The following is a 24,949-nucleotide window of genomic DNA, read 5'->3' as shown; positions in this document are numbered from 1 at the left end:
CCAATTCCTGTCGTAATGAACGCGGACGCCTGCGTATGAAACCGGCGTCCGCGCGTCCTTCCGGGGCGTCTCCTCTACCTGACACCGCTGGCATCACCGGCGCACCTGGCGCGCCTCGCGAAATGCCCGGCGCAAGCGGTGGCGAAGCGCGCGACGAAGCGCCTGGCTTCGCCGGCCGCGACGGCGTCCCGCCTTATGCCACAATGTCCGATCCCCACCGATCGGACTTCGCCAACGTGACGCGCCGCCTGCTGATCCTGTTCGCGCTCGCAGCCGGGCTCGCGGCGGCATGCTGGCTCACCTACAGCCTCGCGTGGAAGAGCGGCGTCGATACGTTGCGGCGCAATGCGGCCGTGCGCGCCGAGCGCACCGCGAGCGCGCTCAAAGGCACGCTCGAACGCTACGAATCGCTGCCTTATCTGCTCGGCGAGCATCCGATCGTGCAGGACGTGCTGATCGATCCGAATCCGGCCAACGTCACACGCGCGAATCTCTATCTCGAAGACCTCAACCGTCACGCGCGCGCGACGGTGACCTACATCATCGCGCTCGACGGCTACTGTGTCGCCGCCAGCAACTGGCGCGGACCGGGCAGTTTCGTCGGCGCGGGCTACCAGTTCAGACCGTATTTTCTCGATGCGATGAATGGCGGCGTCGGCCGCTTCTTCGGCATCGGCACGATTTCGCAGGCACCGGGCTACTACATTTCGCAGCCGGTGCGGCGCGACGGCAAGATCGTCGGCGTCGCGGTCGTGAAGCTCGACCTCGAGTGGTTTCCGGGCACGGATGCGTCCGAGCCGCTCGTCGTCACCGACGACCACGGCGTGATCTTTCTGTCCTCGGTGCCGGCGTGGAAGTACCACACGATCCGGCCGCTGCCCGGCCAGATCGCCGATTCGATCTACCAGGCGCGCCAGTACGCGCAGCAGCCGATCGCGCCGCTGCCGGTGACGATCGAGCGCACGCTCGAAGGCGACGCGCAGATTCTGCGCATCGGCGGTGGCCATTCCGCGCCGCGCTACCTCGCGTCGCGGCGCCGCATGGGCGAGCCGGACTGGCATCTGATCACGATGTCGCCGGTCGATCCGGTCGACGCCGACGCGCGCAAGGCGACCATCGCGACCGGTTTCGGCTACCTGTCGCTGGTGCTGCTCGCGTTCTACTGGCGCATGCGCCGTGCGCGCGTGCGCGAAGTGATGCGCAGCCGCGCATTGCTGCAAAAGGCCTACGCGGAGCTGAACCAGCGCGTCGCCGAGCGCACCGCGGATCTGTCGGAGGCGAACGAGCAGTTGCAGAAGGAAGTGGCGGAGCGCACGCGCGCCGAACAGGAACTGCGCGCCGCTCACGACGAGCTGATCCAGGCGAGCAAGCTCGCCGCGCTCGGGCAGATGGCGGCCGGCATCACGCACGAACTGAATCAGCCGCTCGCCGCGCTGCGTGGTTTCTCCGACAACACGCGCGTGCTGCTCGAACGCGGCGATCAGGTGTCGGCGCGCGAGAATCTCGAAGCGATCGCATCGCTCACCGAGCGGATGGGCAAGATCACCAATCAGCTGAAGCTGTTCGTCGGCCGGGCGCGACCGCGTAGTGCGCGCGCGCTGATCGTGCGCGCGCTGCGCAACGTCGTCGCGCTGCTGCAGAAGCGCTTGCAGGGTGTCGAGCTCGAGTGGGTGCTGGTCGATGCGCAAAGCGGCGCCCGCACGCTGCTCGACCTCGCCGACGATCATCCCGAACTGGTCGCGCATTGCGACGACCTGCGGCTCGAACAGGTGCTGATCAACCTGCTCGGCAACGCGCTCGACGCGACCGCGGGCCTGAATCCGCCGCGCATCGTGGTCGAGGTCGAGGCCGACGACGCGAACCTGTCGATCGCGGTCGTCGACAATGGCCCCGGCATTCCCGACGACGTGTTGCCGCGTCTGTTCGAGCCGTTCTTCACGACCAAGGAGATGGGCCAGGGGCTGGGCCTTGGCCTCGCGATTTCGTCGTCGATCGCGCGCGATTGCGGCGGTTCGCTGGTCGCGCGCAACGCGGCGGATGGCGGTGCATTATTCGTGTTGACGCTGCGCCGCGCGCGCGTGCAGACGAACCCCTCGCAGGACTCGCTGACCGCGGGCTCCTGAATTCATCCCCAGGAATCATCCGGAACACGCAATGACCGACGGCCTGCAAGTGCTGTATATCGAAGACGACGAACTGGTGCGGCGCGCGAGCGTGCAAAGCCTGCAACTGGCGGGCTTCGACGTGATCGGCCATGCGTCGGTGGAGGCGGCCGCCAAACTCATCAGCGCGGATTTTTCCGGCGTGATCGTCAGCGATATCCGGCTGCCCGGCGCGAGCGGCCTCGATCTGCTCGCGCAGTGCCACGAGCGCGCGCCCGATGTGCCGGTGATTCTGGTCACCGGTCACGGCGATATCTCGATGGCGGTGCAGGCGATGCGCGACGGCGCGTACGACTTCATCGAAAAGCCGTTCGCCTCCGAGCGCCTGATCGAAACCGTGCGACGCGCGCTGGAGCGCCGCAAGCTGGTGCTCGAAAACCTCGCGCTGCGCCGCGAGCTGGCGGAGCAGAACACGGTCGCGCCGCGCATCATCGGCCGCAGTCCGGCGATCGAGCAGGTGCGGCGGTTGATCGCGAACGTCGCGCCGACCGATGCGTCGGTGCTGATCAACGGCGACACCGGCGCGGGCAAGGAGCTGATTGCGCGCAGCCTGCACGAACTGTCGCCGCGGCGCGACAAGCCGTTTATCGCGGTGAACTGCGGCGCGCTGCCCGAGCCGATGTTCGAATCGGAGATGTTCGGCTACGAGCCGGGCGCGTTCACCGGCGCGGCGAAACGGCGGATCGGCAAGCTCGAACATGCGTCGGGCGGCACGCTGTTTCTCGACGAAATCGAAAGCATGCCGCTCGCGCTGCAGGTCAAGCTGCTGCGCGTGCTGCAGGACGGCGTGCTCGAACGGCTCGGCTCGAATCAGCCGATTCGCGTCAATTGCCGCGTGGTCGCGGCGGCGAAGGGCGATATGGCCGAGCACGTCGCGGACGGCTCGTTCCGGCGCGATCTGCTGTACCGGCTCAACGTGGTGACGATCGCGCTGCCGCCGTTGGGCGAGCGTCGCGAAGATATCGTGCCGCTGTTCGAACACTTCCTGCTCGACGCGGCCGTGCGCTACCAGCGGCCGGCGCCGATCCTCACCGATCGCCAGCGCACGGGCCTGATGCAGCGCGACTGGCCGGGCAACGTGCGCGAGCTGCGCAATGCCGCCGACCGCTTCGTGCTCGGCATCGCCGACGAACCGGTGCTGTCCTTCGCCGACGATGGCGCGGCGCCGCAGCCGCTCAAGGAGCGCGTTGAACAGGTCGAACGCGCGATGATCGCCGAGGCGCTGGAGCAGGCGGGTGGGGTCGTCGCGGTCGCGGCGGACCGGCTGCAGCTCGGCAAGGCGACGCTCTACGAAAAGATCAAGCGATATGGCCTGGCGGCCAAAGGGGAAGGGGAGCGGTGAGAGGCGGGCGCGCCGGCGGCGGGAAGATGTGCCGGCGCGTGAGGATTGTATGGATCGATCGGGTGGATCAGGTGAGGCCGGGCGGCCTCGTAGGCATCAGACCGAGTCCGCTTTGAGCGCCTTGGCGAGCAACTGGTCGAGTTCCGCGAACTGCGGCTCGCCGACATAGCGTTTCAGGATCTTGCCGTTCTTATCGACGACGAAGGTGGTCGGCGTGAGCTGGACGTTGCCGAACTGCTTCGCGGCCGAGCCGTCGTCCATCGCGACCTTGAACGGCAACTGACGCGTGGCCGTGTAGTTGGTCACGTACATCGGCGCGTCGTAGTTCATTGCCACCGCGACGAATTCGAGGCCTTGGCCCTTGAAGCGGTTATAGGTGTCGACCATCTGCGGCATTTCCTTCATGCAGGTGTCGCAGCTCGTCGCCCAGAAATTGATCAGATAGACCTTGCCTTTGAGGTCCGCGGTCGTGAGCTTCTGGCCCGACAGCAGCGTGAAGGTCGCGTCGGGCACGCGCTGCTGGCCCGCAAACGCGAAGTAACCGGCGATGGCAATGGCGATCGCCACGACAGCCGCGATCAGGTAGCGAAGCGGGTTCGTGCGCCGGGTGGCGGTGGACGGATTGGAACTCATGAACGGAACCTCGGGAGTCGCGCGAGGGGCGCGGAACGATGGGTCGGTCGGGCTTGGAGCCGGTGCTGAATAGCTTGGCTATTGTAGCGCCATTGGGGTGGGTTGCGCCGGAAGGGCTGGAAGTGGCGGAAGTGGCGGAAGTGGCGGAAGAGCCGGGAGTGGCAGCGCGGCGCGACCGGCCTCGGTGCCGGATCAGCGGATAATGACGCTTTACGCCCCGTCAGCCTGATCTCCCGTCCCATGCTCCAAATTGCTTGTAGCGTCCACCGTTTCCTTGCCCGCGTTTTGTCCCGTTTTTCGCTAATCGGTCGCCCGGCAGTTCGCCGAACGGGCGATGTCGTTCTTCATTCACCCGCTTCACCCGCTGCTCGCCGCGCTTTCGCGCCCATGGCCCGCACCCGCGCGGTACTCGGCACGGTCGCCGCGGCGCTCGCGCTTGGTGTCGCGCTGGCCGCATGCTCGCCGACGTTCGACTGGCGCACCGTGATGAACAACGACAACGGCTACACCGTTGATTTCCCGGCCAAGCCGGGCAACGACCAGCGCGCGGTGCAGATCGCCGGTACGCCGATGCAGATGGCGATGCAGACCGCCGAAGCCGGCAACGCGGTGTTCGCGGTCGGCACCGTGATGTTGCCCGACGACAGCGACGCCACTCAGCGCGCGGCGCTCGATTTCCTGCGCTCGGGTCTCGCGCGCAACGTCGGCGCGGCACCCGACGCGCACGAGGTGCAAATCCCGCTCGCCGCGGGCGGCAAGACGCCCGGTCTCGAAATGAAGCTCAGCGGGGCGGCGGGACCCAAACACGAGCAGCGCACCGTCTACGCGCGACTCGTCGCGCACGGGCGGCATGTCTACCAGGCGGCGATCATCACCGATCAGGCGTTGTCGCAGGATCAGGTCGACCAGTTTTTTTCGTCGTTCCAGTTGTATTGACGACGGTAGTTTTGGCCGACCGTGGGTCGCGTCAGAGTGTCGCGTGCAGTGAAAGTTCCTTCGCAGCTTTGTTCGCTAATCCTCGGTTTACGTTGAAGTTTTTCACTTGGGCGCGTTTCCTGTGGATAACTTTGTTGAGAACTTGGCTTGATTTGCCGCAAAAGCCCGGCTGGCGGCCTTTCCATCAGGATTCCCAAGCGCGGTGATTTTTAAAAATATCAATGAAATCAAAGGCTTTCTGGGGGGCTTGTCGACATGCTTTTCAGTTGTTTCAAAATCTGTCGAGTTCGCGAACTTGTGTATAAGTCAAGTCTTGACAGTAGATTTTTCTCCTCATAACGAGCCAAACGCGCGGCGGTACTGAATCGCCTCGGCGACCTGTGCGGCGCTCGGCATCGCGGCGCCAGCGAGATCGGCGATGGTGCGCGCGACCTTCAGCACGCGGTAGTAAGCCCGCGCCGACCAGCCAAAACGTTCGCCTGCTTCACGCAGCAGCGCTTCGCCCGCCGCATCCGGGCGACATACATCGTCGACTTCCCGTCCGTCCAGTTCCCGGTTGGTCTTGCCCTGCCTGGTCAATTGGCGATCGCGCGCGCTGCCGACGCGCGCCGCGATCGTCGCGCTCGCCTCGCTGGCGGTGGCCGAGCGAGCCGCGAGCTCAGCCGGCGTCAGCGCCGGAATTTCGAGCTGGATATCGATGCGATCGAGCAGCGGCCCCGACAGCTTGCGCAGATAGCGCGCCGCGATCTCTGGCGTGCAGCGGCAACGACCGCCCGGATCGCCACGCCAGCCGCAGGGGCACGGGTTCATCGCGGCGATCAATTGGCACGCGGCCGGGAAATCCGCTTGCAGCGCGGCGCGCGAGATCGTGATGCGGCCCGCTTCGAGCGGCTCGCGCAGCGTTTCGAGCACGACGCGATCGAATTCGGGCAGTTCGTCGAGGAACAGCACGCCCAGATGCGCGAGCGTGATTTCTCCCGGCTGCGGCGGATTGCGTCCACCGACCAGCGCCGCCGCGCTCGACGAATGATGCGGCGCGCGAAACGGTCGCTGGCGCCACTGCGTCGGCTTGAAACCGATCCGGCTCGCGGACAGTAACGCGGCGGAGGCGAGCGCTTCGTCGTCGGTCATGGGCGGCAGCAGGCCGGGCAGACGCGCGGCGAGCATCGACTTGCCGGCGCCGGGCGGCCCGATCAGCAATACGTGATGGCCGCCGGCCGCGGCGACTTCGAGCGCGCGCCGCGCCGCGCGCTGGCCGATCACGTCGGCCATGTCGGGCATCGGCGTGGTGGCTTGCGCGCCGAGTTCGGGCGCGCTGACTGGACGCAGGCGCGCGTCCGGCGCATCCGCGAGGTGAGCGCATAGCGACGGCAGATCGGCGGCGCCGTAGACGTCGACGCCCGGCACGAGCGCCGCTTCCGCCGCGCTCGCGGCAGGCAGATAAAGCTGTGGAGTGCGTAACGGTGGCCGCGCGGTGTCGTCCGCGGACGCAGACGCGGACTGCGAGGCGGAAGACTCGACAGACCCGGACGACCCTTCGGCACCGCCGCCCGCCGTGCCGCCGCGCGCGGTGCCGCACGCCATCGCGAACGCGCCGCGCATCGGCCGCAGCGCGCCGGTCAGCGACAGCTCGCCGGCAAACTCGCGATCAAGCAGCGACTCGGCCGGAATCTGCCCGCTTGCGGCGAGAATGCCGAGCGCGATCGGCAGGTCGAAACGGCCGGACTCTTTCGGCAGATCGGCAGGGGCGAGATTGACGGTGATGCGCCGCACCGGGAAATCAAAGCCGCAGTTTTGCAGCGCCGCGCGCACGCGCTCGCGGCTCTCGCGTACTTCCAGATCGGGCAGGCCGACAATCGAAAAGGATGGAAGTCCGTTGGCGAGGTGAACCTCGACAGTGACTTCGGGCGCGCGGCCAGCGGCCGGCGCGCGACTGCGCACCACGGCAAGCGACATGTTTTCTCCCGTCGGACGGTGCGCTCGAGGCGAGCGCAAATCCCCTAAAACGCTGATGACGTCACGGCTCGCTTGCCGGTGAGGTGCAGCACTGCGCAGCGCGAAGGCTGCGCGCGGGGGTTACGGCGTTTGCGTGAGCGGGAGCTTCTGTTCGAGTTCGGCGACCCGGCGCTCGAGCTCTTCGAGGCGCGCGCGGGTGCGCACCAGCACCTGGGTCTGCGTATCGAATTCCTCGCGCGTGACCAGATCGAGCTTCGAGAAGCCTTGCGACAGCATCGCCTTGACGTTGCGCTCGACATCCTTGGCCGGCGAATTCTTGAACAGATCGCTGACGCGAGCCTGGAAGTCGTTAAAAACGTCGTTCGGTTGTTTCATGGTGTTCCCCTTGGTGCACAAAAAATGTGCATGTTTCATTGCGCCCGTGCCCTGTTGCGGCGAATGGGCAATCCTGGTGCGCCGCGCGTGGTCCGCCGCGGTCGCGTGAGCGCGTTTGGTGCGCGCCGTCGCATTCATAACGTTCGAACACTCTAGCAACGATCCCCCCGCCGCGCCACCGCCGGCCGCGCCGCTGGCCGTTCGGACAAGGCCGTCCGGGCGGCTTGCGACACGCGCGCGACGCGCAGTCTGACACAACATGGCATAGGAGTTGCTGTTACTGCCCCGCGCGCTCTGCCAGAGCACTTTTACCGGCAGCGCAGGAGACCGCAGTCACGGGTACGCAACGGGTTAGCAACGGATCAGCAACGCATTAGCGAGGGATTTCATGAAGCTCATTACCGCAATCATCAAGCCGTTCAAGCTCGATGAAGCACGCGAAGCCTTGTCGGCAATCGGCGTGTCGGGCATCACGGTTACGGAAGTCAAAGGCTTCGGGCGGCAGAAGGGCCACACGGAGCTGTATCGCGGGGCCGAATACGTGGTCGATTTTCTGCCGAAGGTGAAGATCGAGGCGGCCGTGTCGGACGACATCGTCGATCAGGCGATCGAGGCGCTCGAACGCGCCGCGCGCACCGGCAAGATCGGCGACGGCAAGATTTTCGTCACGCCGATCGAGCAGGTGGTCCGGATCCGCACCGGCGAAACCGGCGCAGACGCGCTGTAAAAAACCAAAGCACAGCGACACGAATAGCGACAAGAGGAAAACGAAGATGCGCAAACTATTGATGTCCCTGCTGATGGCCGGCTCGCTGCTCGCGGGCGGTATCGGTGCCGCCCTCGCGGACGACGCTTCCGCGCCCGCCGCCGCCTCGGCGCCCGATACCATGGCGAGCGCCCCGGCGCCCGACGCCTCGGCACCGGCCGCTTCCGCCCCGGCCGCCGACGCTTCCGCCGCACCGGCCGCGAGCGCCCCGGCCGCCGATGCATCGGCCGCGGCCGCCGCTGCCGCGCCGGCTGCGCCGACCGCACCGTTCTCGGTGGATTCGTCGAAGATCAATTCCGGCGACACCGCGTGGATGCTGACCTCCACCGCGCTCGTGCTGTTCATGACGATCCCCGGCCTCGCGCTGTTCTACGGCGGCATGGTGCGCAAGAAGAACGTGCTCGCGACGCTGATGCAAAGCTTCGCGATCACCTGTCTCGTGACGATCATCTGGACCGTGATCGGCTACAGCCTCGCGTTCACGCCGGGCGGCTCGTTCATCGGCGGCTTCTCGCGGGTGTTCATGGCCGGCATGACGTACATCAAGGGCGACAAGGCGACCACGCTGACCGTCAGCCACCTCGCGCCGACGATCCCCGAAACGGTCTACTTTGTCTATCAGATGACCTTCGCGATCATCACGCCGGCGCTGATCACCGGTGCGTTCGCTGACCGCATGAAGTTCTCCGCGATGCTGGTGTTCATGTCGCTGTGGTCGATCATCGTCTACGCGCCGATCGCGCACATGGTGTGGGAACCGACCGGCTGGCTGGCTAGCGCGGGCATTCTCGACTTCGCGGGCGGCACGGTGGTGCACATCAACGCGGGTATCGCGGGTCTGGTCTGCTGTCTGGTGCTCGGCAAGCGGATCGGCTATGGCCGCGAAGCGATGGCGCCGCATAACCTGACGCTCACGCTGATCGGTGGCGCGATGCTGTGGGTCGGCTGGTTCGGCTTCAACGCGGGTTCCGCTGTTGCAGCAGACGGCCGTGCCGGCTTCGCGATGTTCGCGACGCAAGTGGCGACCGCCGCCGCGGCGCTCGCATGGATGTTCGCCGAATGGGCGGCCAAGGGTAAGCCGTCGGTGCTCGGCATCGTGTCGGGCGCGGTTGCGGGTCTGGTGGCGGTGACGCCGGCGTCGGGCTTCGTCGGCACGCTCGGCGCGCTGGTGATCGGCGTCGTTGCGGGCGTGGTGTGCTTCTGGTCGGCGACGTGGCTCAAGCACAAGCTCGGCTACGACGATTCGCTCGACGCGTTCGGCGTGCACTGCATCGGCGGTATCGTCGGCGCGCTGCTGACCGGCGTGTTCGCGGTCAAGGACATCGGCGGCGCGGACGGCAGCGTGATCCTGCAGGCCAAGGGCGTGCTGACGACGCTGATCTACAGCGGCGTGGTGAGCTTCGTGTTGCTGAAGATCATCGACATGGTGATGGGCATCCGCGTGACCGAAGAGCAGGAGCGCGAAGGCCTCGACGTGAGTCTGCACGGCGAACACGTCGAATAACGGAAAACGCCGCTCGAGTATCCCGACGATTTTCAAGCGCAGCGATTTGCCCGCCTTCATGGCGGGCTTTTTTCTTGCTGATTCGATTGGAAACGGTAATTTCCCCCACCTATCATCCTGATAGGGAGAAGGTATTCGAGTGTGCTTGCGAATGGAGAAACCGTCCCCAAATGAGCAAAGCATTTGCTCTACAATCTTTTTTCTCCAGTTTGCGAGTGATCAATGGTTCCGCACCTAGTTACGGCGTTAAACGGCCCGCTGCTCGATCTCGAGCGGAAGATCCTCGACGCCACGCCCGCTATCGAACGTTGGTTCCGGCTCGAATGGCAGGAGCACACGCCGCCGTTCTACTGTTCCGTCGATCTGCGTAACGCCGGCTTCAAGCTCGCGCCGGTCGACACCAATCTGTTTCCCGGCGCATTCAATAATCTGCCGCAGGAAGTGTTGCCGCTCGCGGTGCAGGCCGCGATGGCCTCGATCGAAAAGATCTGTCCGGACGCGAAGAATCTGCTGGTGATTCCGGAGCGCCACACGCGCAACGCGTTCTACCTCGAAAACGTCGCCCGGCTCGCGTCGATCATGCGCCAGGCGGGCTTGAACGTACGTTTCGGCACGCTCGACGAAACCATCAACGGCCCGGTCACGATCGCGCTGTCGGACGGGCAGAAGCTCGTGCTCGAACCGCTCGAGCGCTCGCAGCGCCGCCTTGGTCTGAAGAATTTCGACCCGTGCTCGATCCTGCTGAACAATGACCTGTCGGGCGGCATTCCGCCGGTGCTCGAAAATCTGCACGAGCAGTATCTGCTGCCGCCGCTGCATGCGGGTTGGGCGGTTCGCCGGAAATCGACGCATTTCTCGTGTTATGACGACGTCGCGAAGAAGTTCGCGAAGATGGTCGAGATCGATCCGTGGATGATCAATCCGTACTTCGCGCACGTCGAGGGTGTCGACTTCCAGGAGCGCACGGGCGAAGAAGCGCTGGCCGATGCGATCGACGGCGTGCTGAAGAAGATCGCGCGCAAGTATCGCGAGTACGGCATCTCCGAGAAACCGTATGTCGTCATCAAGTCGGACGCGGGCACCTACGGCATGGGCGTGATGACCGTGCACGACGCGTCGGAAGTGGCCGCGCTGACCAAGCGCGAACGCACCCGCATGGCGGCGACCAAAGACGGCCTCGAAGTGCACGACGTGATCGTGCAGGAAGGCGTGTACACGTTCGAGCGCGTCGGCGAGGAAGTCGCCGAGCCGGTCGTCTACATGATCGACCGCTACGTGGTGGGCGGCTTTTATCGCGTGCATGGCAGCCGCGAGCGCGACCAGAACCTGAACGCGCCGGGCATGCACTTCGTGCCGCTCGGTTTCGAGCACACGGCGCTGCCCGATGCGCACGCGAAGCCCGGCGCGGCGCCGCCGAACCGCTTCTATATGTACGGCGTGGTGGCGCGGCTCGGGCTGCTCGCCGCATCGGTCGAACTCGAAAAGACCGACCCCGAAGCGATCCAGGTCTGACCGACCTTCGCGCGGCAGGATGGCGGCATGCGTGCCGCCATCGCCGTCTTCAAAGACTATATTGACGAATAATGCCAAGCCCATCAGGGCGCACCGGGACTTTCATGGACATCCTTTTCATCGCTGATCCGCTTAGCCACTTCAAGATCTACAAAGACTCGACTTACGCGATGATTGCCGAAGCGGCGCGTCGCGGTCATTCGGTGTACACCTGCGAGCCGAAGCAGCTCGCGTGGACGGGCGGCGACGTCGAGGCGAACGTGCAGCGCATTGCGATCGTCGGCGATACCGCCGATCTGCATCGCGACGTCTGGTTCGCCGCCGACCCCGCCGCGCCGCGCTCGCTGAAGAGTTTCGGCGCGGTCGTGATGCGCAAGGACCCGCCGTTCGACATGGAGTACGTGACGTCGACATGGCTGCTCGAGATGGCCGAGCGCGGCGGCGCGCGCATCTTCAACAAGCCGCAGGCGATTCGCGATCATTCGGAAAAGCTGGCGATCGGCGAATTCGCGCAGTTCGTCGCGCCGACGCTGGTCACGCGCGACGCCACGCGTCTGCGGGCGTTCCATGAGCAGCATGGCGACGTGATCCTGAAGCCGCTCGACGGCATGGGCGGCATGGGCGTGTTCCGCGTGAAGGCGGACGGCATGAACCTAGGCTCGATTATCGAAATGCTGAGCCACGACGGCGCGCGTTCGGTGATGGCGCAGAAATTCATCCCCGAGATCAAGGACGGCGACAAGCGCATCCTGCTGATCGGCGGCGAAGCGGTGCCATATTCGCTCGCGCGGATTCCTCAGGGTAATGAGGTGCGCGGCAATCTCGCGGCGGGCGGCCTCGGCGTCGCGCGGCCGCTGAGCGAACAGGATCGCAACATTGCCGATACGCTCGCGCCGGTGCTCGCCGCGCGCGGTTTGCTGCTGGTTGGGCTCGACGCGATCGGCGACTGGCTCACCGAAGTCAACGTCACGAGTCCGACGTGCTTCCGCGAGATCATGGACCAAACCGGCTTCGACGTCGCCGCGATGTTCATCGACGCGCTGGAGCGCGCGGCAGCCTGACATCTGACACAGGGCGCCGGCCGCGTGTGTCGGCGCGGGCGGCCACGGCGGCCTTGAATGACCGGCCGCGCCCCCAAACTACGTAGTGAGTCCGCATCAGGCAGGCCACGAGGTTTGGCGCGAAAACGAGCCTGATACAATGCCCGCTCGCCCGCGCGAGGCGTCGTCCGGCAGCGGTATCGGCTGCAACAGGGCGCTGGCGCGGATCGCGGACCGATGAGCGGGCAGGGAGAGCGTAGACGCAGGCGAGTACTGCGGGCCGCTCGCTTGACGATGTGTCCCGCCCTCGCGACCCACGGCCGGTCCGGGGCGCTGGCGAACCGGGCTGTCGTCCGGTCCGCGGTTTTGGGGCCGTTCTTTTGCAGCAAGGCTGACATGGCAGGCATTCTGATCATTGCGCACGCTCCATTCGCCACCGCGTTGCGCGATTGCATTTCCCACATTTATGGCGGTTTGCCGGCTCGCATCGGCGTGATCGATGTGTCGCCGGATTGCGATCCCGCGCAGGTCGTCGCGTTCGCGAATTCGGAAATCGCGCGGCTCAAGGAAGAAAACGGCGCGCTCGTGCTGACCGACATGTTCGGCGCGACGCCGGCGAATATCGCCGGTCGGCTCGCGACGGTGCCGGACGTACGCGTGCTGTGCGGTGTCAATCTGCCGATGCTGGTGCGCGCGGTCTGTTATCGTGCGACGCCGCTCGACACGCTCGTCGACAAGGCGCTCGCCGGCGCGACCAAGGGCGTGCACGCGATCGGTCCGGCGACGCCGGAGCCCGTCGCGCCGCCGGCCGCATCGGGCGATTGCCTGCCGGCGCTGCCTCCCGACGCGGCGCCTGGCGACTGTATCCCCGCGTTGCCGGCCGATGCCGATCTGACGCAGAAGACGGACACGGCCGGCTTATAAAGCGGCCGGATTTTCGCGCAAGGTTTCAAACGCTTTGCAACTGGTTTTCGGTTTCACCCTTTACCATTTCATTCACCCGCGCTTTTCGGACCATCACATGCTGCAACAGGAAACGACTATTGTGAACAAGCTGGGGCTGCACGCGCGCGCGTCGGCCAAGTTGACGCAACTCGCGGGCAACTATCAGGCGGAAATCTGGATGAGCCGCAATGGCCGTCGCATCAACGCGAAGAGCATCATGGGCGTGATGATGCTGGCGGCGGGCATCGGCAGTACGGTGCTGATCGAAACGGAAGGCAGCGACGAACAGGAAGCGATGGACGCGCTGCTGAAGCTGATCGCCGATAAGTTCGGCGAAGGGCAATAAGCAATAAGTCCACGCGTTTCGCGATTCGATTGATAGAAGAAAGCCGTGGCTCAGTCCGCGGTTTTTTTTCGCCGCTAACATTTGAATATCAAAAAAACCTGTGTGTTAATCGACGTGAAAAGAGGCTGGAAAGAGCCGGCAAAGAACGCGTAAGGCGATAGGCGTTTTTCAATATTTAAAGAAATCTCCGCAATAACTTGTGATGATGAAGTCATCGGCCATGCGTGAGCGCTGATTACGATAATTCGTGCTGCGTTGCACACAGGCCTGACATACTTCGAAAAGGCGCGGAATTTATAATGGCCTTTATAGTCTGAGAGCATTGCAGCGGTTTGCCGCGGCATCACACAACTAGAGGAGGTGCGCGTGTCGTTCACGCTGCATGGAATTCCCGTGTCACGCGGTATCGCCATCGGGCGGGCCTATCTGATCGCCCCGGCTGCACTCGACGTCGACCACTATCTGATCGAACCTGCCCAGATCGAAGGGGAGGTCGCGCGTTTTCGCGCTGCTCAGCAACGCGTGCATGAAGAGCTCAACACGCTGCGAGCCGATCTCGCTGCCGACGCGCCCAGCGAAATGGGCGCGTTCATCGACGTCCATACGATGATCCTGAACGACGCGATGCTCGTGCAGGAAACCATCGACCTGATCCGCACGCGTCGCTACAACGTCGAATGGGCGTTGACCGAGCAGCTCGAACGCCTGTCGCGCCATTTCGACGACATCGAAGACGAGTACCTGCGCGAGCGCAAAGCCGACATCGAGCAGGTGGTCGAGCGCGTGCTGAAAGCGCTCGCCGGCGCGTCGAATCTCGCGGACGGCGTGCACGGCGCGTGCGATGAAATGATCGTGGTCGCGCACGACATCGCGCCGGCCGACATGATGCAGTTCAAGACGCAGACGTTCCAGGGCTTCGTCACCGATCTCGGCGGGCGCACGTCGCATACCGCGATCGTCGCGCGCAGCCTGGGCATTCCGGCCGCGGTCGGCGTGCAGCACGCGAGCGCGCTGATCCGCCAGGACGACCTGATCATCGTCGATGGCGATCATGGCATCGTGATCGTCGATCCTGCGCCGATCGTGCTCGAAGAGTACTCGTATCGGCAAAGCGAGAAGGAGCTCGAGCAGCGCAAGCTGCAGCGCCTCAAGTTTTCGCCGACGCAAACGCTGTGCGGCACGCGCATCGAACTGTGCGCGAACATCGAATTGCCCGACGACGCGCGCGCGGCGATCGAGTCGGGCGCGACCGGCGTGGGGCTGTTCCGTACCGAGTTCCTGTTCATGAATCACAAGGATCGGCTGCCTGAAGAAGAGGAGCAGTTCGCCGCGTATCGTCGCGCGGTCGAGTTGATGAACGGTTTGCCGGTGACGATCCGCACGATCGACGTCGGCGCCGACAAGCCGCTCGATTCGATGAGCGCCGGCGATGGCTACGAAACCGCCGCGAATCCGGCGCTTGGGCTGCGGGCGATTCGCTGGAGCCTGTCCGAACCGCAGATGTTCCTCACGCAGTTGCGCGCCATTCTGCGCGCGTCGGCGTTCGGCAAGGTCAAGATCCTGATTCCGATGCTCGCGCATGCGCAGGAAATCGACCAGACGCTCGACCTGATCCGCGAGGCCAAGCGTCAGCTCGACGATGCGGGCATCGCCTATGATCCGAACGTGCAGGTCGGCGCGATGATCGAGATTCCGGCTGCCGCGATCGCGTTGCCGCTGTTTCTGAAGCGGCTCGATTTCCTGTCGATCGGTACCAACGATCTGATCCAGTACACGCTCGCGATCGACCGCGCGGACAACGCGGTCGCGCATCTGTACGACCCGTTGCATCCGGCGGTGCTGCATCTGATCGCGTTCACGCTGCGCGAGGCGAAGCGCGCGGGCGTGCCGGTGTCGGTCTGTGGCGAGATGGCCGGCGATCCGGCAATGACGCGTCTGCTGCTCGGCATGGGCCTCACCGAGTTTTCGATGCATCCGAGCCAGTTGCTGGAGGTCAAGCAGGAAGTGCTGCGCTCGCATGTGAAGACGCTCGAGAAGCCGGTCGCCGACGTGCTCGCATCGTTCGAGCCGGAAGAAGTGCAGGCGGCGCTCAAGCGGGTCGCGCTGGTGTGAGTTCGAGGCGCTTTGCCGGGCCGTTGAATAAAAAACGCCGCACGTGTGCGGCGTTTTTTTATTTCAGCAGTCCGCTGGACGGCATGCATGACACCGCATCACGAGCGGTGCGCGTGTCCACATACTGGACAATCCGGCTGACGTCCGATGCGCATCGTGCTCCATTCCATCCGGAGCGAATCGAGCATCGTCAGGCGGCCCGTGAGCGGCGTGCCGATTTCCCCGATCACCTTCAACGCTTCGGCGGCCTGCATCGAACCGATGATGCCGACCGTCGGCGCGAACACGCCCATCGTCGAACACGCGACCTCTTCGAACGGCTGGTCTTCGGGAAACACGCACGCGTAGCACGGCGATGTGTCGTCGCGGAAGTCGAAGGTGCTGATCTGGCCGTCGAAACGCAGCGCCGCGCCCGACACCAGCGGCACGCGATGCCTGACGCACGCGCGGTTGATCGCGTGACGCGTCGCGAAGTTATCGGTGCAATCGAGCACGACCGTCGCGTGCGGCACCTCGCGATCGAGCCACGCATCGTCGACGCGCTCGGCCACCGCCTCGACGACGACCTCGGGGTTGATCCGCGCGAGCATGTCACGCCCGGATTCGACCTTCTTGCGCCCGACCGATTCGCTCACGTGCAGGATCTGCCGCTGCAGATTGGTCAGATCGACCGTATCGGCATCGACGAGCGTCAGACGGCCGACGCCGGCAGCCGCGAGATACAACGCGGCCGGCGAGCCAAGGCCGCCCGCGCCGACGATGATCGCGTGAGCGTCGATAAAACGCTGCTGCGCTTCGATGCCGATTTCGTCGACGAGAATATGGCGGGAATAGCGGAGGAGTTGATCGTCATTCATGGCGGGACGCGCGATGGTGTCGCGCAACGGCAGACGGACCGGCGGTCCGCGGCGCGCGTTGCATCGCTGTTATTTTAGTCGCGCGGGGAGGGTGGGTTGTTGCGGTCTGCGTTGGGGCGGACCTGGGTGACTCGTTGTACTGCTTGCCGTGGCGCGTTGCCGGTCATACGGCGACTTTGCTGGCGCACTCGCGGCGTGTGTTCGCAGCCTTTCGAGCTACGAACACACACGCGGCTTACTGCTTTACTTGCCGGCCGGAGCTGCCGCGGGTGCCGAAGCCGGTGCCGGTCCCGATGCGCCCGGTACCGGTTGGGTCGGTTTCACCGCGACCGGCGCGGAAGCCGACGTGGCCGGCTTGTTCTGCGCGAGCCGGCGCTCCATGATCGACTTCGATTCCTGCACCTGCTTGCCTTCGAGCTTGTTGAGCGCCTGCTGCAGCATGTAGTCGTCGGCCGAACCGAATTCCACCGGCTTGCGCTCGCGATCCTTCTGGCGCTGTTCCGGCGTTTTCTTGTCATTCTGCTCTTCGAGCTGACGCAGTTGCTCCATGCGCTCCTGCTCGCGCTGCTCCGCTTCCTTCTTCTCGTTCGGATCCTGGGTGTTCGCCAGGTGATTCGAGTAGTCGACTTCGCGGGTCACGAGCGCGTCGTCCGGATCGCCGTCCGCGTATTGATCGACCGGCAGATCGGGGCGGATACCCTTGTTCTGGATCGAGCGGCCGCTCGGCGTGTAGTAGTACGCGGTGGTCAGACGCAGCGCGGTGTCGGCGGTCATCGGACGCACGGTCTGCACCGAGCCCTTGCCGAACGTGGTCTTACCGAGGATCAGCGCGCGGTGCTGGTCCTGCAGCGCGCCCGCGACGATTTCCGATGCCGACGCCGAGTAGGCGTTGGTCAGCACGATCATCGGCACGGTCTTGAAGATCGCCGGGACGTCCTTCAGCGGATCGCTGTCGAAGGATTGCAGGCGATAGTTGTCGTAGGTATCGCGGTAGATCTGCTTCGAATCCGGAATCTGGCCGTTGGTCGACACCACCACCGAGTTCGGCGGCAGGAACGCGCCGGCGACGCCGACCGCGCTTTGCAGCAGACCGCCGCCGTTGTTACGCAGATCGAGGATCACGCCCTTCAGGTTCGGCTCCTGGCGCGCGAGGTCCTGCAGCTTGGCTGCGAGATCGGGCGTGGTGCGTTCCTGGAAGCTCGTGATGCGCACGTACGCGAAGCCCGGCGCCACGATCTTGCCCTTGACCGACTGCACCTTGATGATCGCGCGCGTCACGGTGAGCGGGAACGTGCGGTCGTCGGTCTTGCGGAAGATGGTCAGCGTGACCTTGGTGCCCGGCTCGCCGCGCATCTGCTTGACCGCCTGGTCGAGCGTCATGCCGCGCACGGGCTTGTCGTTGATACGCGTGATCAGGTCGCCCGGACGGATGCCGGCGCGGAACGCAGGCGTGTCCTCGATCGGCGAAATCACCTTGATCAGGCCGTCTTCCGACGAAATTTCGATGCCGAGGCCCGCGAAGCGGCCCTTGGTTTGTTCTTGCAGCTCTTCGTAATCGGTCTTGTCGAGATACGACGAGTGTGGGTCGAGGCTCGACACCATGCCCTTGATTGCGGCGGTGAGGAGCTTTTTGTCGTCGACCGGTTCGACGTATTCGTGCTTGATCTGCCCGAACACTTCGGCAAAGAGCCTGAGCTGGTCTAGCGGCAGCGGGGCAACCACGGCACTCGCGGGTTGCTCGGCCGAGGCGGAGAATTGCAGGGTGGCAAAGACACCGGTAGCAAGGCCCGCGGCAATCAGGCCGATATTTTTCAGGTTCTTTCGCATAGAGTCTGTTGCGGTCGGAAGCGCGTGGCAGCGTCGATAAAGATTGGACGGACAAGTATAACTGCACACCCGCCTGCTCAGGGCGCGGTGCAAACAATCGTGCTTCGACAGTACGGGAAGGTCCTGGTTCGCGAGATCCGGCCCGAGTCTGCGCAGCAGTGCAACGTAACGCGCGACGGGGCGAGGAGGATGCTTGCCGTGCAAGGCTGAGGCAACGCTAACCCAGGGGCGATGCACGAGGCTGGCATCCGCGGCGGCGCTAACCCTCGCCGTGGACCGCGCCGTGGCCGCGACTCTGGCCATCCGGCGCAATACAGTATTTCTTTCCGCTCCGGCTGGCTTCGTGTGTCCCGCGCGTTTAGCCGCGCGGGACACACGGCCAGCGCGGCGATCAGCCCGCCTTGCCCTGGCTCGCGACCGCGGCTTGCGCCTTCGCGATCGCGTCCTGGTCGCCCAGATAGTAGTGCGTGATCGGTTTCAGGTTTTCGTCGAGTTCGTAGACGAGCGGCACGCCGTTCGGAATGTTGAGGCCGACGATGTCGTTGTCCGAGATGTTGTCGAGGTACTTGACCAGCGCGCGGATCGAGTTGCCGTGCGCGGCGATCAGAATGTTGCGGCCCGACTTGATGGCCGGCGCGATCGACTCGTTCCACAGCGGCAGCACGCGCGCCACGGTGTCCTTCAGGCACTCGGTGAGCGGCAGTTGCTCGCGCGGCACCTTTGCGTAACGCGGGTCGCTGTACGGCGCGCGCTCGTCGGTCGGCTCCAGCGCGGGCGGCGGCGTGTCGTAGCTGCGGCGCCAGACCAGGACCTGTTCGTCGCCGAACTTTGCGGCCGTTTCGGCCTTGTTCAGACCCGACAGCGCGCCGTAGTGGCGTTCGTTCAGACGCCACGAATGCACGACGGGCAGGTACATCAGATCCATCTTGTCCTGCACGTGCCACAGCGTGCGGATCGCGCGCTTGAGCACCGACGTGTACGCGATGTCGAACGTGTAGCCCGATTCCTTGAGCAGCACGCCTGCCTGCTGCGCCTCGCGGTTGCCCTGCTCGGTGAGGTCGACGTCGACCCAGCCGGTGAAGCGGTTTTCCTTGTTCCACGTCGATTCGCCGTGGCGGATGAGAACGAGTTTGTACATGAGAATTGCCGGTCGGTAGTAAGGAAGCGGTCGGGCGCTGTGCGGCGCTTCTACTGCGCGTCGCCATCGCGTCAAACTGTTATTTTATAATGCGCGGATTCCCCTTTCCGATTTCTCTCTTTCCGGCGGATCTTCCGTGAAGTTTTTCACCGATTACACCAACCTTGTACTGATCGCAATCGTCCTCATCTCTGGTGGGTTGCTACTGTGGCCGACCATCACCCGGCGCGGACGCGGCGGCCTCTCGGCCGCGGAAGCGACCCAGCTGATCAACCGGCGCAACGCGGCGGTCATCGACCTGCGGTCGTCCGCCGATTACGCCAGCGGGCATCTGCCGTCGGCACGGCACTTCGAATTCGCGGAATTGCAGGCGAAGGTCGCGCAACTCGCGAAGAACAAGAGCAACCCGGTACTGCTGGTGTGCCAGACCGGCCAGCAGTCGAACAAGGCAGCGCGTATCGTGCAGGAAGCGGGATACGCGGAAGTCCATGTTCTCGAGGGCGGCGTCGACGCCTGGCAGAAAGCCGGTATGCCGGTTGTGAAACAAGGAGCAGCCAAGTGAATAAAGTGATCATGTACAGCACGCAGGTGTGCCCGTATTGCCAGATGGCCGAACGTCTTTTAAAGTCGCGCGGCGTCGAGCACGTTGAGAAAGTACTGATCGACAAGGACCCGGCCCGTCGCGAAGAGATGATGACCCGGACCGGTCGTCGCACGGTGCCGCAGGTGTTCATCGGCGAGACGCACGTCGGCGGCTATGATGATCTGTCCGCGCTCGATCGCGCGGGTGGTCTGACGCCGCTGCTCGAAGCAGCCTGAGTTTGCCTGCCGCGCCGCGCGCGCGGGCAGACACTCGACCAGCCGGCGCGCCTGCTCCTTCGTGGAGCGCGCGAGCCGGCGCAACAATCTGGCGGCCCATGCACGCATCGGCCGCCGTCACGCATACCTATCAGGGAACACCATCATGTCCGACGAGAATAACCAGCCGTTCTTCAACATCCAGCGCATCTATCTGAAGGACATGTCGCTCGAGCAGCCGAATTCGCCGGGGATCTTCCTCGAGCAGGAAATGCCGTCGGTCGAAGTCGAAGTCGACGTGAAGGCCGAGCGCCTTGCCGAATCCGTGTTCGAAATCCTCGTGACGGGTACGGTCACGGCCAAGGTGGCCGACAAGGTGGCGTTCCTGATCGAAGCGAAGCAGGCCGGAATTTTTGACATTCGTAACATTCCTGCCGAGCAGATCGATCCGCTCGTCGGCATCGCCTGCCCGACCATCCTGTTCCCGTATCTGCGCTCGAACATCGCCGACGCGATCACCCGCGCAGGCTTCCCGCCGATCCACCTCGCCGAGATCAACTTCCAGGCGCTCTACGAGCAGCGTCTCGCGCAACTGAGCGCGGCCCAGCAGGACGGCGCGGCGCAAAACGGCGTCACGCATTAAGGCGCGCGCGGTGCCGGCTATGAAGGTCGCCGTTCTCGGCGCCGGCGCATGGGGCACCGCCCTTGCCGGCCATCTGGCCTTAAGGCACGACACGGTGTTGTGGGCGCGGGAAGCCGCGCTCGTCGCCGAGCTTTCCGCTTCGCATGAAAACGCCCGCTATCTGGCGGGCGTTGCGTTGCCGTCCGCGCTTCGCTATGAAGCCGCGCTCGGCGCGGCGCTTGATCACGCGCTCGCCGACGACGCGCTGTGCGTCGTCGCGACGCCGGTTGCCGGTTTGCGCGGCCTGCTGCGCACGATGCGCGACGCGGGCAAGGTGCCGGCGCACATCGTGTGGCTGTGCAAAGGTTTCGAAGCCGATTCGCAATTGCTGCCGCATCAGGTGGTCGCCGCCGAATTGCCGCAGCATGCGAGCAACGGCGTGCTGTCCGGGCCGAGCTTCGCGCGCGAAGTCGGGCAGGGATTGCCGGTCGCGTTGACGGTCGCGAGCCCGTCGGCGGCATGCCGCGAGCGCACGGTTGCCGCGTTCCATCACGGCGCGATGCGTATCTATACCGGCGACGACGTCGTCGGTGTCGAAGTGGGCGGCGCGGTGAAAAACGTGCTGGCCATTGCGACGGGCATTGCCGACGGTCTCGGGCTCGGTCTCAATGCGCGCGCGGCGCTGGTCACGCGAGGGCTCGCTGAAATGTCGCGCCTCGGCGTGACGCTCGGTGGACGCGCGGAAACCTTCACCGGCCTGACCGGCCTCGGCGATCTGATTCTGACGGCAACCGGCGATCTGTCGCGCAACCGCACCGTGGGTCTGCAACTGGCCAGCGGCCGCACGCTCGACGACATCCTCGGCGGCCTCGGTCACGTGGCCGAAGGCGTGCGTTGCGCGCAGGCCGTGCTCGCCATCGCACGGGCTCACGCGATCGAGATGCCGATCACGCAGGCGGTGTGTGCTGTGCTGTTCGACGGCGTGGCACCGCGCGATGCGGTCAGCGCGCTGCTGCGGCGCGATTCGAAAGCCGAATAAGCCTTTTCTATCAGCCGTTTAGCGCTATCTGCGTTGAACGGCTGCTTCGCCTCGGTGTCCACTTCGTTATCGAAGCCCGGCCCAGCGAGGTTCCTATGCCTACCTTCACTTTCAGTCACGGAATTTGCTCGCTCGAAGCGCGCGTGGTCGACATCACGACGCTCGCGGTCGACGCGATCGTCAATGCCGCGAATACCTCGCTATTGGGCGGAGGCGGCGTGGATGGCGCGATCCATCGCGCGGCCGGCAAGGACTTGCTGCGCGAATGCGAAACGCTCGGCGGCTGCGCGACCGGCGACGCAAAAATCACCGGCGGCTATCGTCTGCCGGCAAAGCACGTGATTCACGCGGTGGGTCCGGTCTGGCGCGGCGGCGCGCATGGCGAAGCCGATCTGCTGGCCTCGTGCTACCAACGTTCGCTCGAAGTCGCGCGCGATGCGCGATGCACGAGCATCGCCTTTCCGGCGATCAGTTGCGGCATTTACCGTTTCCCCGCCGACGATGCTGTACGCATCGCAGTCGCGACCGTGCTCGATACCTTGCCGCGCACGCCGCATATGCGGCACGTGACATTCGCCTGTTTCGACGACGCGATGTTCGCGCGCTACAAGGCCGAACTCGACCGCGTTCAGTTGCCCCCTTCGAAGCCGGCCTGACGCCACGCTTCGAAGACCACGATCGCCACCGTGTTCGACAGATTCAGGCTTCGATTGCCGGGGCGCATCGGCAGTCGCACGCGCTGTTCGTTCGGGAAGCGTTCGAGCACCGTGTCCGGTAGACCGCGCGTTTCGGCGCCGAACACGAACCAGTCGCCGGGTTGGAACGCGTGGTCGTGAAAACGGCCCGAGCCGCGCGTCGTGAACGCGAACATACGCGTCGGGTCCGGCGTTTCTTTTGCGACGAACGCGGCCCAATCGGCATGCACGTTCATCTCCGCGTACTCGTGATAGTCGAGGCCGGCGCGGCGCATCCTGGTGTCGTCGAGCGGGAAGCCGAGCGGCTCGATCAGATGAAGCCGCGCGCCGGTGTTCGCGCACAGGCGGATCACGTTGCCGGTGTTCGGCGGAATTTCGGGTTCTACGAGAACGACGTTGAACATAAGGAGACCACGTAAAAACTAGTTTTTCGGAGTGCGCAGAGCGACGAAATTCGTGACCCGCCGCGCGCCGGCGGCTTTCAGCGTATGCGCGAGCGCTTCGAGCGTCGCGCCGCTCGTCATCACATCGTCGACGATACCCACGTGCAGGCCGCGCACCGCATGGGCGACGCGAAACGCATGGCCGACGTTCTGCCGGCGCGCGTCGAGATCGAGTTTCGACTGCGGCGCGGTGTCGAGCGTGCGCTCGAGCAAGGTCGCGTCGCTGCGCACGCCGAGCGCGCGGGCGAGCGGCCTCGCGATCTGCCACGCCTGGTTGTAGCCGCGCTCGGCCAGACGGCGCCCCGCGAGCGGCACCGGCGCGATCACGTCCGGCCGCTCGCTGTCGTCGCGCCACGCGTCCTGCGCGAGTCGCGCGAGGCGCTGCGCGAAGTCGCGCGCGAGCATCAGGCGGGCGCGGAACTTGAGGCCGACCGCGAGCGTGTCGAGTGGCGCGCGATAGTCGGCGAGCGCGAAGCTCGCGTCGAACGCCGGCGGCTCGCCCACGCAATCGGCGCAGCGGTAATGCGCATGGGCCGCCCAGCGTGACGAAGGCAGCGGCACCGCGCAGACCGTGCAACGCAGGCGGCTCTCGTTCCAGTACGCCGCGTCGCAACCGTCGCACAACACGTTATGCGACAAATTGCCGCATAACGCGCACAGGTTTGGCAACGCGGCCTGCAGCGCGCGCGACGAAGCCGACTGCAGATCGCGCGCAAAACGCGTGATCCGATTGCGACAGGACGAAGAAAGTGACTGAAATCGCACGAGTGGGACGCTGGGAAAGCCTCGCGAGGCCGTTCACGCTGAATGCGGGGAAGCGAACGAGTATACTTCGAGCTCTACGCCAGCACGACACTCATGTCCCCAACACCCGCTCAATCTGGCCGTCCGGCCAATGATTCACGGCGCCTCAGGCGTATTTTCGACCGCCGCGCCGCCACCTTCGACGAGGTTGCGTTCCTGCCGCGCGAGATTGCGCAGCGCATGCGCGAGCGTCTCGATTACATCAAGGTGACGCCCACGAGCGTGCTCGACGCCGGTTGCGGCGCGGGCGAGGACATCCCCGCATTGCGCGAGCGCTTTCCCGAGGCGCCGGTGTTCGGCTCCGATCTGTCGCACGGCATGCTCACGCGCGCGTTGCGTCACGATGCCGGCGACACCAGCTGGCGACGCTTTCTGCCGGCATCGCTCGGCAAGGCGCTCGGCGCACGCGGCCCGCGTTTCGCGCAGGCCGACTTCTCCGCGCTGCCGTTCGCGGCCGGCGCATTCGAATTCATCTGGTCCAATCTGGCGCTGCACTGGCATTCGCGGCCCGATCTCGTCTTTCCCGAATGGCAACGTGTGCTGAAGGTCAACGGACTGTTGATGTTCAGCACGCTCGGCCCCGACACGCTGAAAGAGTTGCGCGGTGTCTATGCCGAGATCGAGGCCGCGCATGGCGTCGCGTCGCGCAAGCATGTGATCGACTTCGTCGACATGCATGATCTCGGCGACATGCTCGTCGAAGCCGGTTTCGAGATTCCGGTGATGGACCAGGAAACGCTCACGATCACCTACAAGTCATCCGAGTCGCTGCTCGCGGACGTGCGCCGCTGGGGCGCCTATCCGTTCGAGCGTGAGGAGGCGCACGGGGTGGTCGCGCGGCGGCTGCACAAGGCGCTGCTCGCCGCGCTCGAAGCGCGCCGCCGCGCCGACGGCACGATCGCGCTGACCTTCGAAGTGATCTACGGTCACGCATGGAAGGCGGTGCCGCGCACTACGGCCGAAGGGCATGGGATCGTGCGGATCGAGGACATCGGACGAGGCTCCGCGAAGCGCGGTTAGCAGATTGCGCGGCCGTCATCAACAGCTTGTTGACGCTGCGTTCGACGTGTTGTGAAAGCGGGAAAGAGGACATCCGT

Annotated in this window: 24 protein-coding genes; 16 read left to right on the top strand and 8 right to left on the bottom strand. The window is 65.0% G+C overall.

What is annotated here, in order from left to right; all coding sequences use genetic code 11:
- Positions 1 to 122: 122 nt before the first annotated feature.
- Positions 123 to 2,123, top strand: coding sequence for a sensor histidine kinase (locus tag HHL14_RS20690; protein WP_407945295.1), 2,001 nt, complete (start codon positions 123 to 125; stop codon positions 2,121 to 2,123).
- A gap of 31 nt (positions 2,124 to 2,154) precedes the next feature.
- Positions 2,155 to 3,504 (top strand): sigma-54-dependent transcriptional regulator, encoded by a 1,350-nt coding sequence (locus HHL14_RS20685; protein WP_169499478.1) that lies wholly within the window; start codon positions 2,155 to 2,157, stop codon positions 3,502 to 3,504.
- 96 nt (positions 3,505 to 3,600) lie between these two features.
- On the opposite strand, the gene HHL14_RS20680 is transcribed toward HHL14_RS20685, so the two are convergent.
- Positions 3,601 to 4,137: a TlpA disulfide reductase family protein gene (locus HHL14_RS20680; RefSeq protein WP_169499477.1), complete on the bottom strand. Its 537-nt coding sequence runs from the start codon at positions 4,135 to 4,137 to the stop codon at positions 3,601 to 3,603.
- Between the two features lie 387 nt (positions 4,138 to 4,524).
- Between HHL14_RS20680 and HHL14_RS20675 the strand changes: the two genes are divergently transcribed.
- Complete coding sequence (locus tag HHL14_RS20675; RefSeq protein ID WP_169499476.1) at positions 4,525 to 5,073, top strand: hypothetical protein; 549 nt, start codon at positions 4,525 to 4,527, stop codon at positions 5,071 to 5,073.
- Positions 5,074 to 5,406: 333 nt separating this feature from the next.
- On the opposite strand, the gene HHL14_RS20670 is transcribed toward HHL14_RS20675, so the two are convergent.
- Together HHL14_RS20670 and HHL14_RS20665 are read right to left on the bottom strand one after the other, a co-directional pair.
- Complete coding sequence (locus HHL14_RS20670; RefSeq protein ID WP_169499475.1) at positions 5,407 to 7,029, bottom strand: YifB family Mg chelatase-like AAA ATPase; 1,623 nt, start codon at positions 7,027 to 7,029, stop codon at positions 5,407 to 5,409.
- Between the two features lie 120 nt (positions 7,030 to 7,149).
- Positions 7,150 to 7,404, bottom strand: coding sequence for an accessory factor UbiK family protein (locus tag HHL14_RS20665; protein WP_026228952.1), 255 nt, complete (start codon positions 7,402 to 7,404; stop codon positions 7,150 to 7,152).
- 388 nt (positions 7,405 to 7,792) lie between these two features.
- On the opposite strand from HHL14_RS20665, the gene HHL14_RS20660 reads away from it, so the two are divergent.
- The 7 genes from HHL14_RS20660 (at position 7,793) to ptsP (ending at position 15,629) form a co-directional block, all read left to right on the top strand.
- Positions 7,793 to 8,131: a P-II family nitrogen regulator gene (locus HHL14_RS20660; protein ID WP_013088261.1), complete on the top strand. Its 339-nt coding sequence runs from the start codon at positions 7,793 to 7,795 to the stop codon at positions 8,129 to 8,131.
- Positions 8,132 to 8,177: 46 nt separating this feature from the next.
- Entirely contained in the window at positions 8,178 to 9,674 is a 1,497-nt protein-coding gene (locus HHL14_RS20655; RefSeq protein ID WP_169499474.1) for an ammonium transporter, read from the top strand.
- A gap of 222 nt (positions 9,675 to 9,896) precedes the next feature.
- Positions 9,897 to 11,186 (top strand): glutamate--cysteine ligase, encoded by a 1,290-nt coding sequence (gene gshA, locus HHL14_RS20650; RefSeq protein WP_169499473.1) that lies wholly within the window; start codon positions 9,897 to 9,899, stop codon positions 11,184 to 11,186.
- 104 nt (positions 11,187 to 11,290) lie between these two features.
- Positions 11,291 to 12,247: a glutathione synthase gene (gshB, locus tag HHL14_RS20645; protein ID WP_169499472.1), complete on the top strand. Its 957-nt coding sequence runs from the start codon at positions 11,291 to 11,293 to the stop codon at positions 12,245 to 12,247.
- 375 nt (positions 12,248 to 12,622) lie between these two features.
- On the top strand, positions 12,623 to 13,150 hold the full coding sequence (locus HHL14_RS20640; protein WP_169499471.1) for a PTS sugar transporter subunit IIA: 528 nt from the start codon (positions 12,623 to 12,625) through the stop codon (positions 13,148 to 13,150).
- Positions 13,151 to 13,247: 97 nt separating this feature from the next.
- Positions 13,248 to 13,517, top strand: coding sequence for an HPr family phosphocarrier protein (locus HHL14_RS20635; RefSeq protein ID WP_167048441.1), 270 nt, complete (start codon positions 13,248 to 13,250; stop codon positions 13,515 to 13,517).
- Positions 13,518 to 13,883: 366 nt separating this feature from the next.
- Entirely contained in the window at positions 13,884 to 15,629 is a 1,746-nt protein-coding gene (ptsP, locus tag HHL14_RS20630; protein WP_169499470.1) for a phosphoenolpyruvate--protein phosphotransferase, read from the top strand.
- Between the two features lie 98 nt (positions 15,630 to 15,727).
- Here the strand turns inward: ptsP and HHL14_RS20625 are convergent, their stop codons facing one another.
- From HHL14_RS20625 to gpmA, 3 genes are all read right to left on the bottom strand, one after another.
- A complete protein-coding gene (locus HHL14_RS20625) occupies positions 15,728 to 16,486 on the bottom strand; it encodes a HesA/MoeB/ThiF family protein (RefSeq protein ID WP_169499469.1) in 759 nt (252 codons plus the stop codon).
- Positions 16,487 to 16,729: 243 nt separating this feature from the next.
- Positions 16,730 to 18,313, bottom strand: a complete 1,584-nt coding sequence (locus HHL14_RS20620) for a S41 family peptidase (protein ID WP_169499468.1) — start codon at positions 18,311 to 18,313, stop codon at positions 16,730 to 16,732.
- Between the two features lie 391 nt (positions 18,314 to 18,704).
- Complete coding sequence (gpmA, locus tag HHL14_RS20615; RefSeq protein ID WP_169499467.1) at positions 18,705 to 19,451, bottom strand: 2,3-diphosphoglycerate-dependent phosphoglycerate mutase; 747 nt, start codon at positions 19,449 to 19,451, stop codon at positions 18,705 to 18,707.
- 136 nt (positions 19,452 to 19,587) lie between these two features.
- On the opposite strand from gpmA, the gene HHL14_RS20610 reads away from it, so the two are divergent.
- The 5 genes from HHL14_RS20610 to HHL14_RS20590 all read left to right on the top strand — a co-directional run bounded on the left by HHL14_RS20610 (position 19,588) and on the right by HHL14_RS20590 (position 22,566).
- Positions 19,588 to 20,013 (top strand): rhodanese-like domain-containing protein, encoded by a 426-nt coding sequence (locus HHL14_RS20610; RefSeq protein ID WP_169499466.1) that lies wholly within the window; start codon positions 19,588 to 19,590, stop codon positions 20,011 to 20,013.
- Entirely contained in the window at positions 20,010 to 20,270 is a 261-nt protein-coding gene (gene grxC / locus HHL14_RS20605) for a glutaredoxin 3 (protein WP_013088272.1), read from the top strand. Before HHL14_RS20610 ends, grxC begins: the two co-directional genes overlap by 4 nt.
- 145 nt (positions 20,271 to 20,415) lie before the next feature.
- Positions 20,416 to 20,892 carry a protein-export chaperone SecB gene (gene secB, locus HHL14_RS20600; protein WP_169499465.1) on the top strand — a complete coding sequence of 159 codons (477 nt, stop codon included), beginning with the start codon at positions 20,416 to 20,418 and terminating at the stop codon, positions 20,890 to 20,892.
- A gap of 19 nt (positions 20,893 to 20,911) precedes the next feature.
- A complete protein-coding gene (locus tag HHL14_RS20595) occupies positions 20,912 to 21,910 on the top strand; it encodes an NAD(P)H-dependent glycerol-3-phosphate dehydrogenase (RefSeq protein ID WP_169499464.1) in 999 nt (332 codons plus the stop codon).
- 95 nt (positions 21,911 to 22,005) lie between these two features.
- On the top strand, positions 22,006 to 22,566 hold the full coding sequence (locus HHL14_RS20590) for an O-acetyl-ADP-ribose deacetylase (protein WP_169499463.1): 561 nt from the start codon (positions 22,006 to 22,008) through the stop codon (positions 22,564 to 22,566).
- Here HHL14_RS20590 and trmL read toward each other — a convergent pair.
- Both trmL and HHL14_RS20580 read right to left on the bottom strand, forming a co-directional pair.
- Positions 22,539 to 23,009: a tRNA (uridine(34)/cytosine(34)/5-carboxymethylaminomethyluridine(34)-2'-O)-methyltransferase TrmL gene (trmL, locus tag HHL14_RS20585; RefSeq protein ID WP_169499462.1), complete on the bottom strand. Its 471-nt coding sequence runs from the start codon at positions 23,007 to 23,009 to the stop codon at positions 22,539 to 22,541. The two genes, HHL14_RS20590 and trmL, sit on opposite strands and share 28 nt — an antisense overlap.
- A gap of 18 nt (positions 23,010 to 23,027) precedes the next feature.
- The gene (locus HHL14_RS20580) at positions 23,028 to 23,774 is read right to left on the bottom strand and encodes a ComF family protein (RefSeq protein ID WP_329601711.1); all 747 of its coding nucleotides are present in this window, start codon (positions 23,772 to 23,774) and stop codon (positions 23,028 to 23,030) included.
- A gap of 132 nt (positions 23,775 to 23,906) precedes the next feature.
- Between HHL14_RS20580 and HHL14_RS20575 the strand changes: the two genes are divergently transcribed.
- Complete coding sequence (locus tag HHL14_RS20575; protein WP_169499460.1) at positions 23,907 to 24,872, top strand: methyltransferase domain-containing protein; 966 nt, start codon at positions 23,907 to 23,909, stop codon at positions 24,870 to 24,872.
- The last annotated feature ends 77 nt before the right edge of the window (positions 24,873 to 24,949 follow it).

The organism is Paraburkholderia antibiotica (assembly GCF_012927125.1).
Classification (GTDB): domain Bacteria; phylum Pseudomonadota; class Gammaproteobacteria; order Burkholderiales; family Burkholderiaceae; genus Paraburkholderia; species Paraburkholderia antibiotica.
The sequence above is the reverse complement of the archived record's forward strand: the minus strand, read 5'-3'. Positions and strand labels throughout refer to the sequence as shown.

Coding starts and splice junctions, on each gene's coding strand:
- trmL (WP_169499462.1), bottom strand. CDS start 23,009: ATGTTCAACGTCGTTCTCGTAGAACCCGAAATTCCGCCGAACACCGGC.
- HHL14_RS20625 (WP_169499469.1), bottom strand. CDS start 16,486: ATGAATGACGATCAACTCCTCCGCTATTCCCGCCATATTCTCGTCGAC.
- HHL14_RS20660 (WP_013088261.1), top strand. CDS start 7,793: ATGAAGCTCATTACCGCAATCATCAAGCCGTTCAAGCTCGATGAAGCA.
- HHL14_RS20670 (WP_169499475.1), bottom strand. CDS start 7,029: ATGTCGCTTGCCGTGGTGCGCAGTCGCGCGCCGGCCGCTGGCCGCGCG.
- HHL14_RS20675 (WP_169499476.1), top strand. CDS start 4,525: ATGGCCCGCACCCGCGCGGTACTCGGCACGGTCGCCGCGGCGCTCGCG.
- HHL14_RS20690 (WP_407945295.1), top strand. CDS start 123: ATGCCCGGCGCAAGCGGTGGCGAAGCGCGCGACGAAGCGCCTGGCTTC.
- HHL14_RS20635 (WP_167048441.1), top strand. CDS start 13,248: ATGCTGCAACAGGAAACGACTATTGTGAACAAGCTGGGGCTGCACGCG.
- HHL14_RS20685 (WP_169499478.1), top strand. CDS start 2,155: ATGACCGACGGCCTGCAAGTGCTGTATATCGAAGACGACGAACTGGTG.
- gpmA (WP_169499467.1), bottom strand. CDS start 19,451: ATGTACAAACTCGTTCTCATCCGCCACGGCGAATCGACGTGGAACAAG.
- gshB (WP_169499472.1), top strand. CDS start 11,291: ATGGACATCCTTTTCATCGCTGATCCGCTTAGCCACTTCAAGATCTAC.
- HHL14_RS20595 (WP_169499464.1), top strand. CDS start 20,912: ATGAAGGTCGCCGTTCTCGGCGCCGGCGCATGGGGCACCGCCCTTGCC.
- HHL14_RS20655 (WP_169499474.1), top strand. CDS start 8,178: ATGCGCAAACTATTGATGTCCCTGCTGATGGCCGGCTCGCTGCTCGCG.
- secB (WP_169499465.1), top strand. CDS start 20,416: ATGTCCGACGAGAATAACCAGCCGTTCTTCAACATCCAGCGCATCTAT.
- HHL14_RS20640 (WP_169499471.1), top strand. CDS start 12,623: ATGGCAGGCATTCTGATCATTGCGCACGCTCCATTCGCCACCGCGTTG.
- HHL14_RS20620 (WP_169499468.1), bottom strand. CDS start 18,313: ATGCGAAAGAACCTGAAAAATATCGGCCTGATTGCCGCGGGCCTTGCT.
- HHL14_RS20680 (WP_169499477.1), bottom strand. CDS start 4,137: ATGAGTTCCAATCCGTCCACCGCCACCCGGCGCACGAACCCGCTTCGC.
- gshA (WP_169499473.1), top strand. CDS start 9,897: ATGGTTCCGCACCTAGTTACGGCGTTAAACGGCCCGCTGCTCGATCTC.
- HHL14_RS20665 (WP_026228952.1), bottom strand. CDS start 7,404: ATGAAACAACCGAACGACGTTTTTAACGACTTCCAGGCTCGCGTCAGC.
- HHL14_RS20575 (WP_169499460.1), top strand. CDS start 23,907: ATGTCCCCAACACCCGCTCAATCTGGCCGTCCGGCCAATGATTCACGG.
- HHL14_RS20590 (WP_169499463.1), top strand. CDS start 22,006: ATGCCTACCTTCACTTTCAGTCACGGAATTTGCTCGCTCGAAGCGCGC.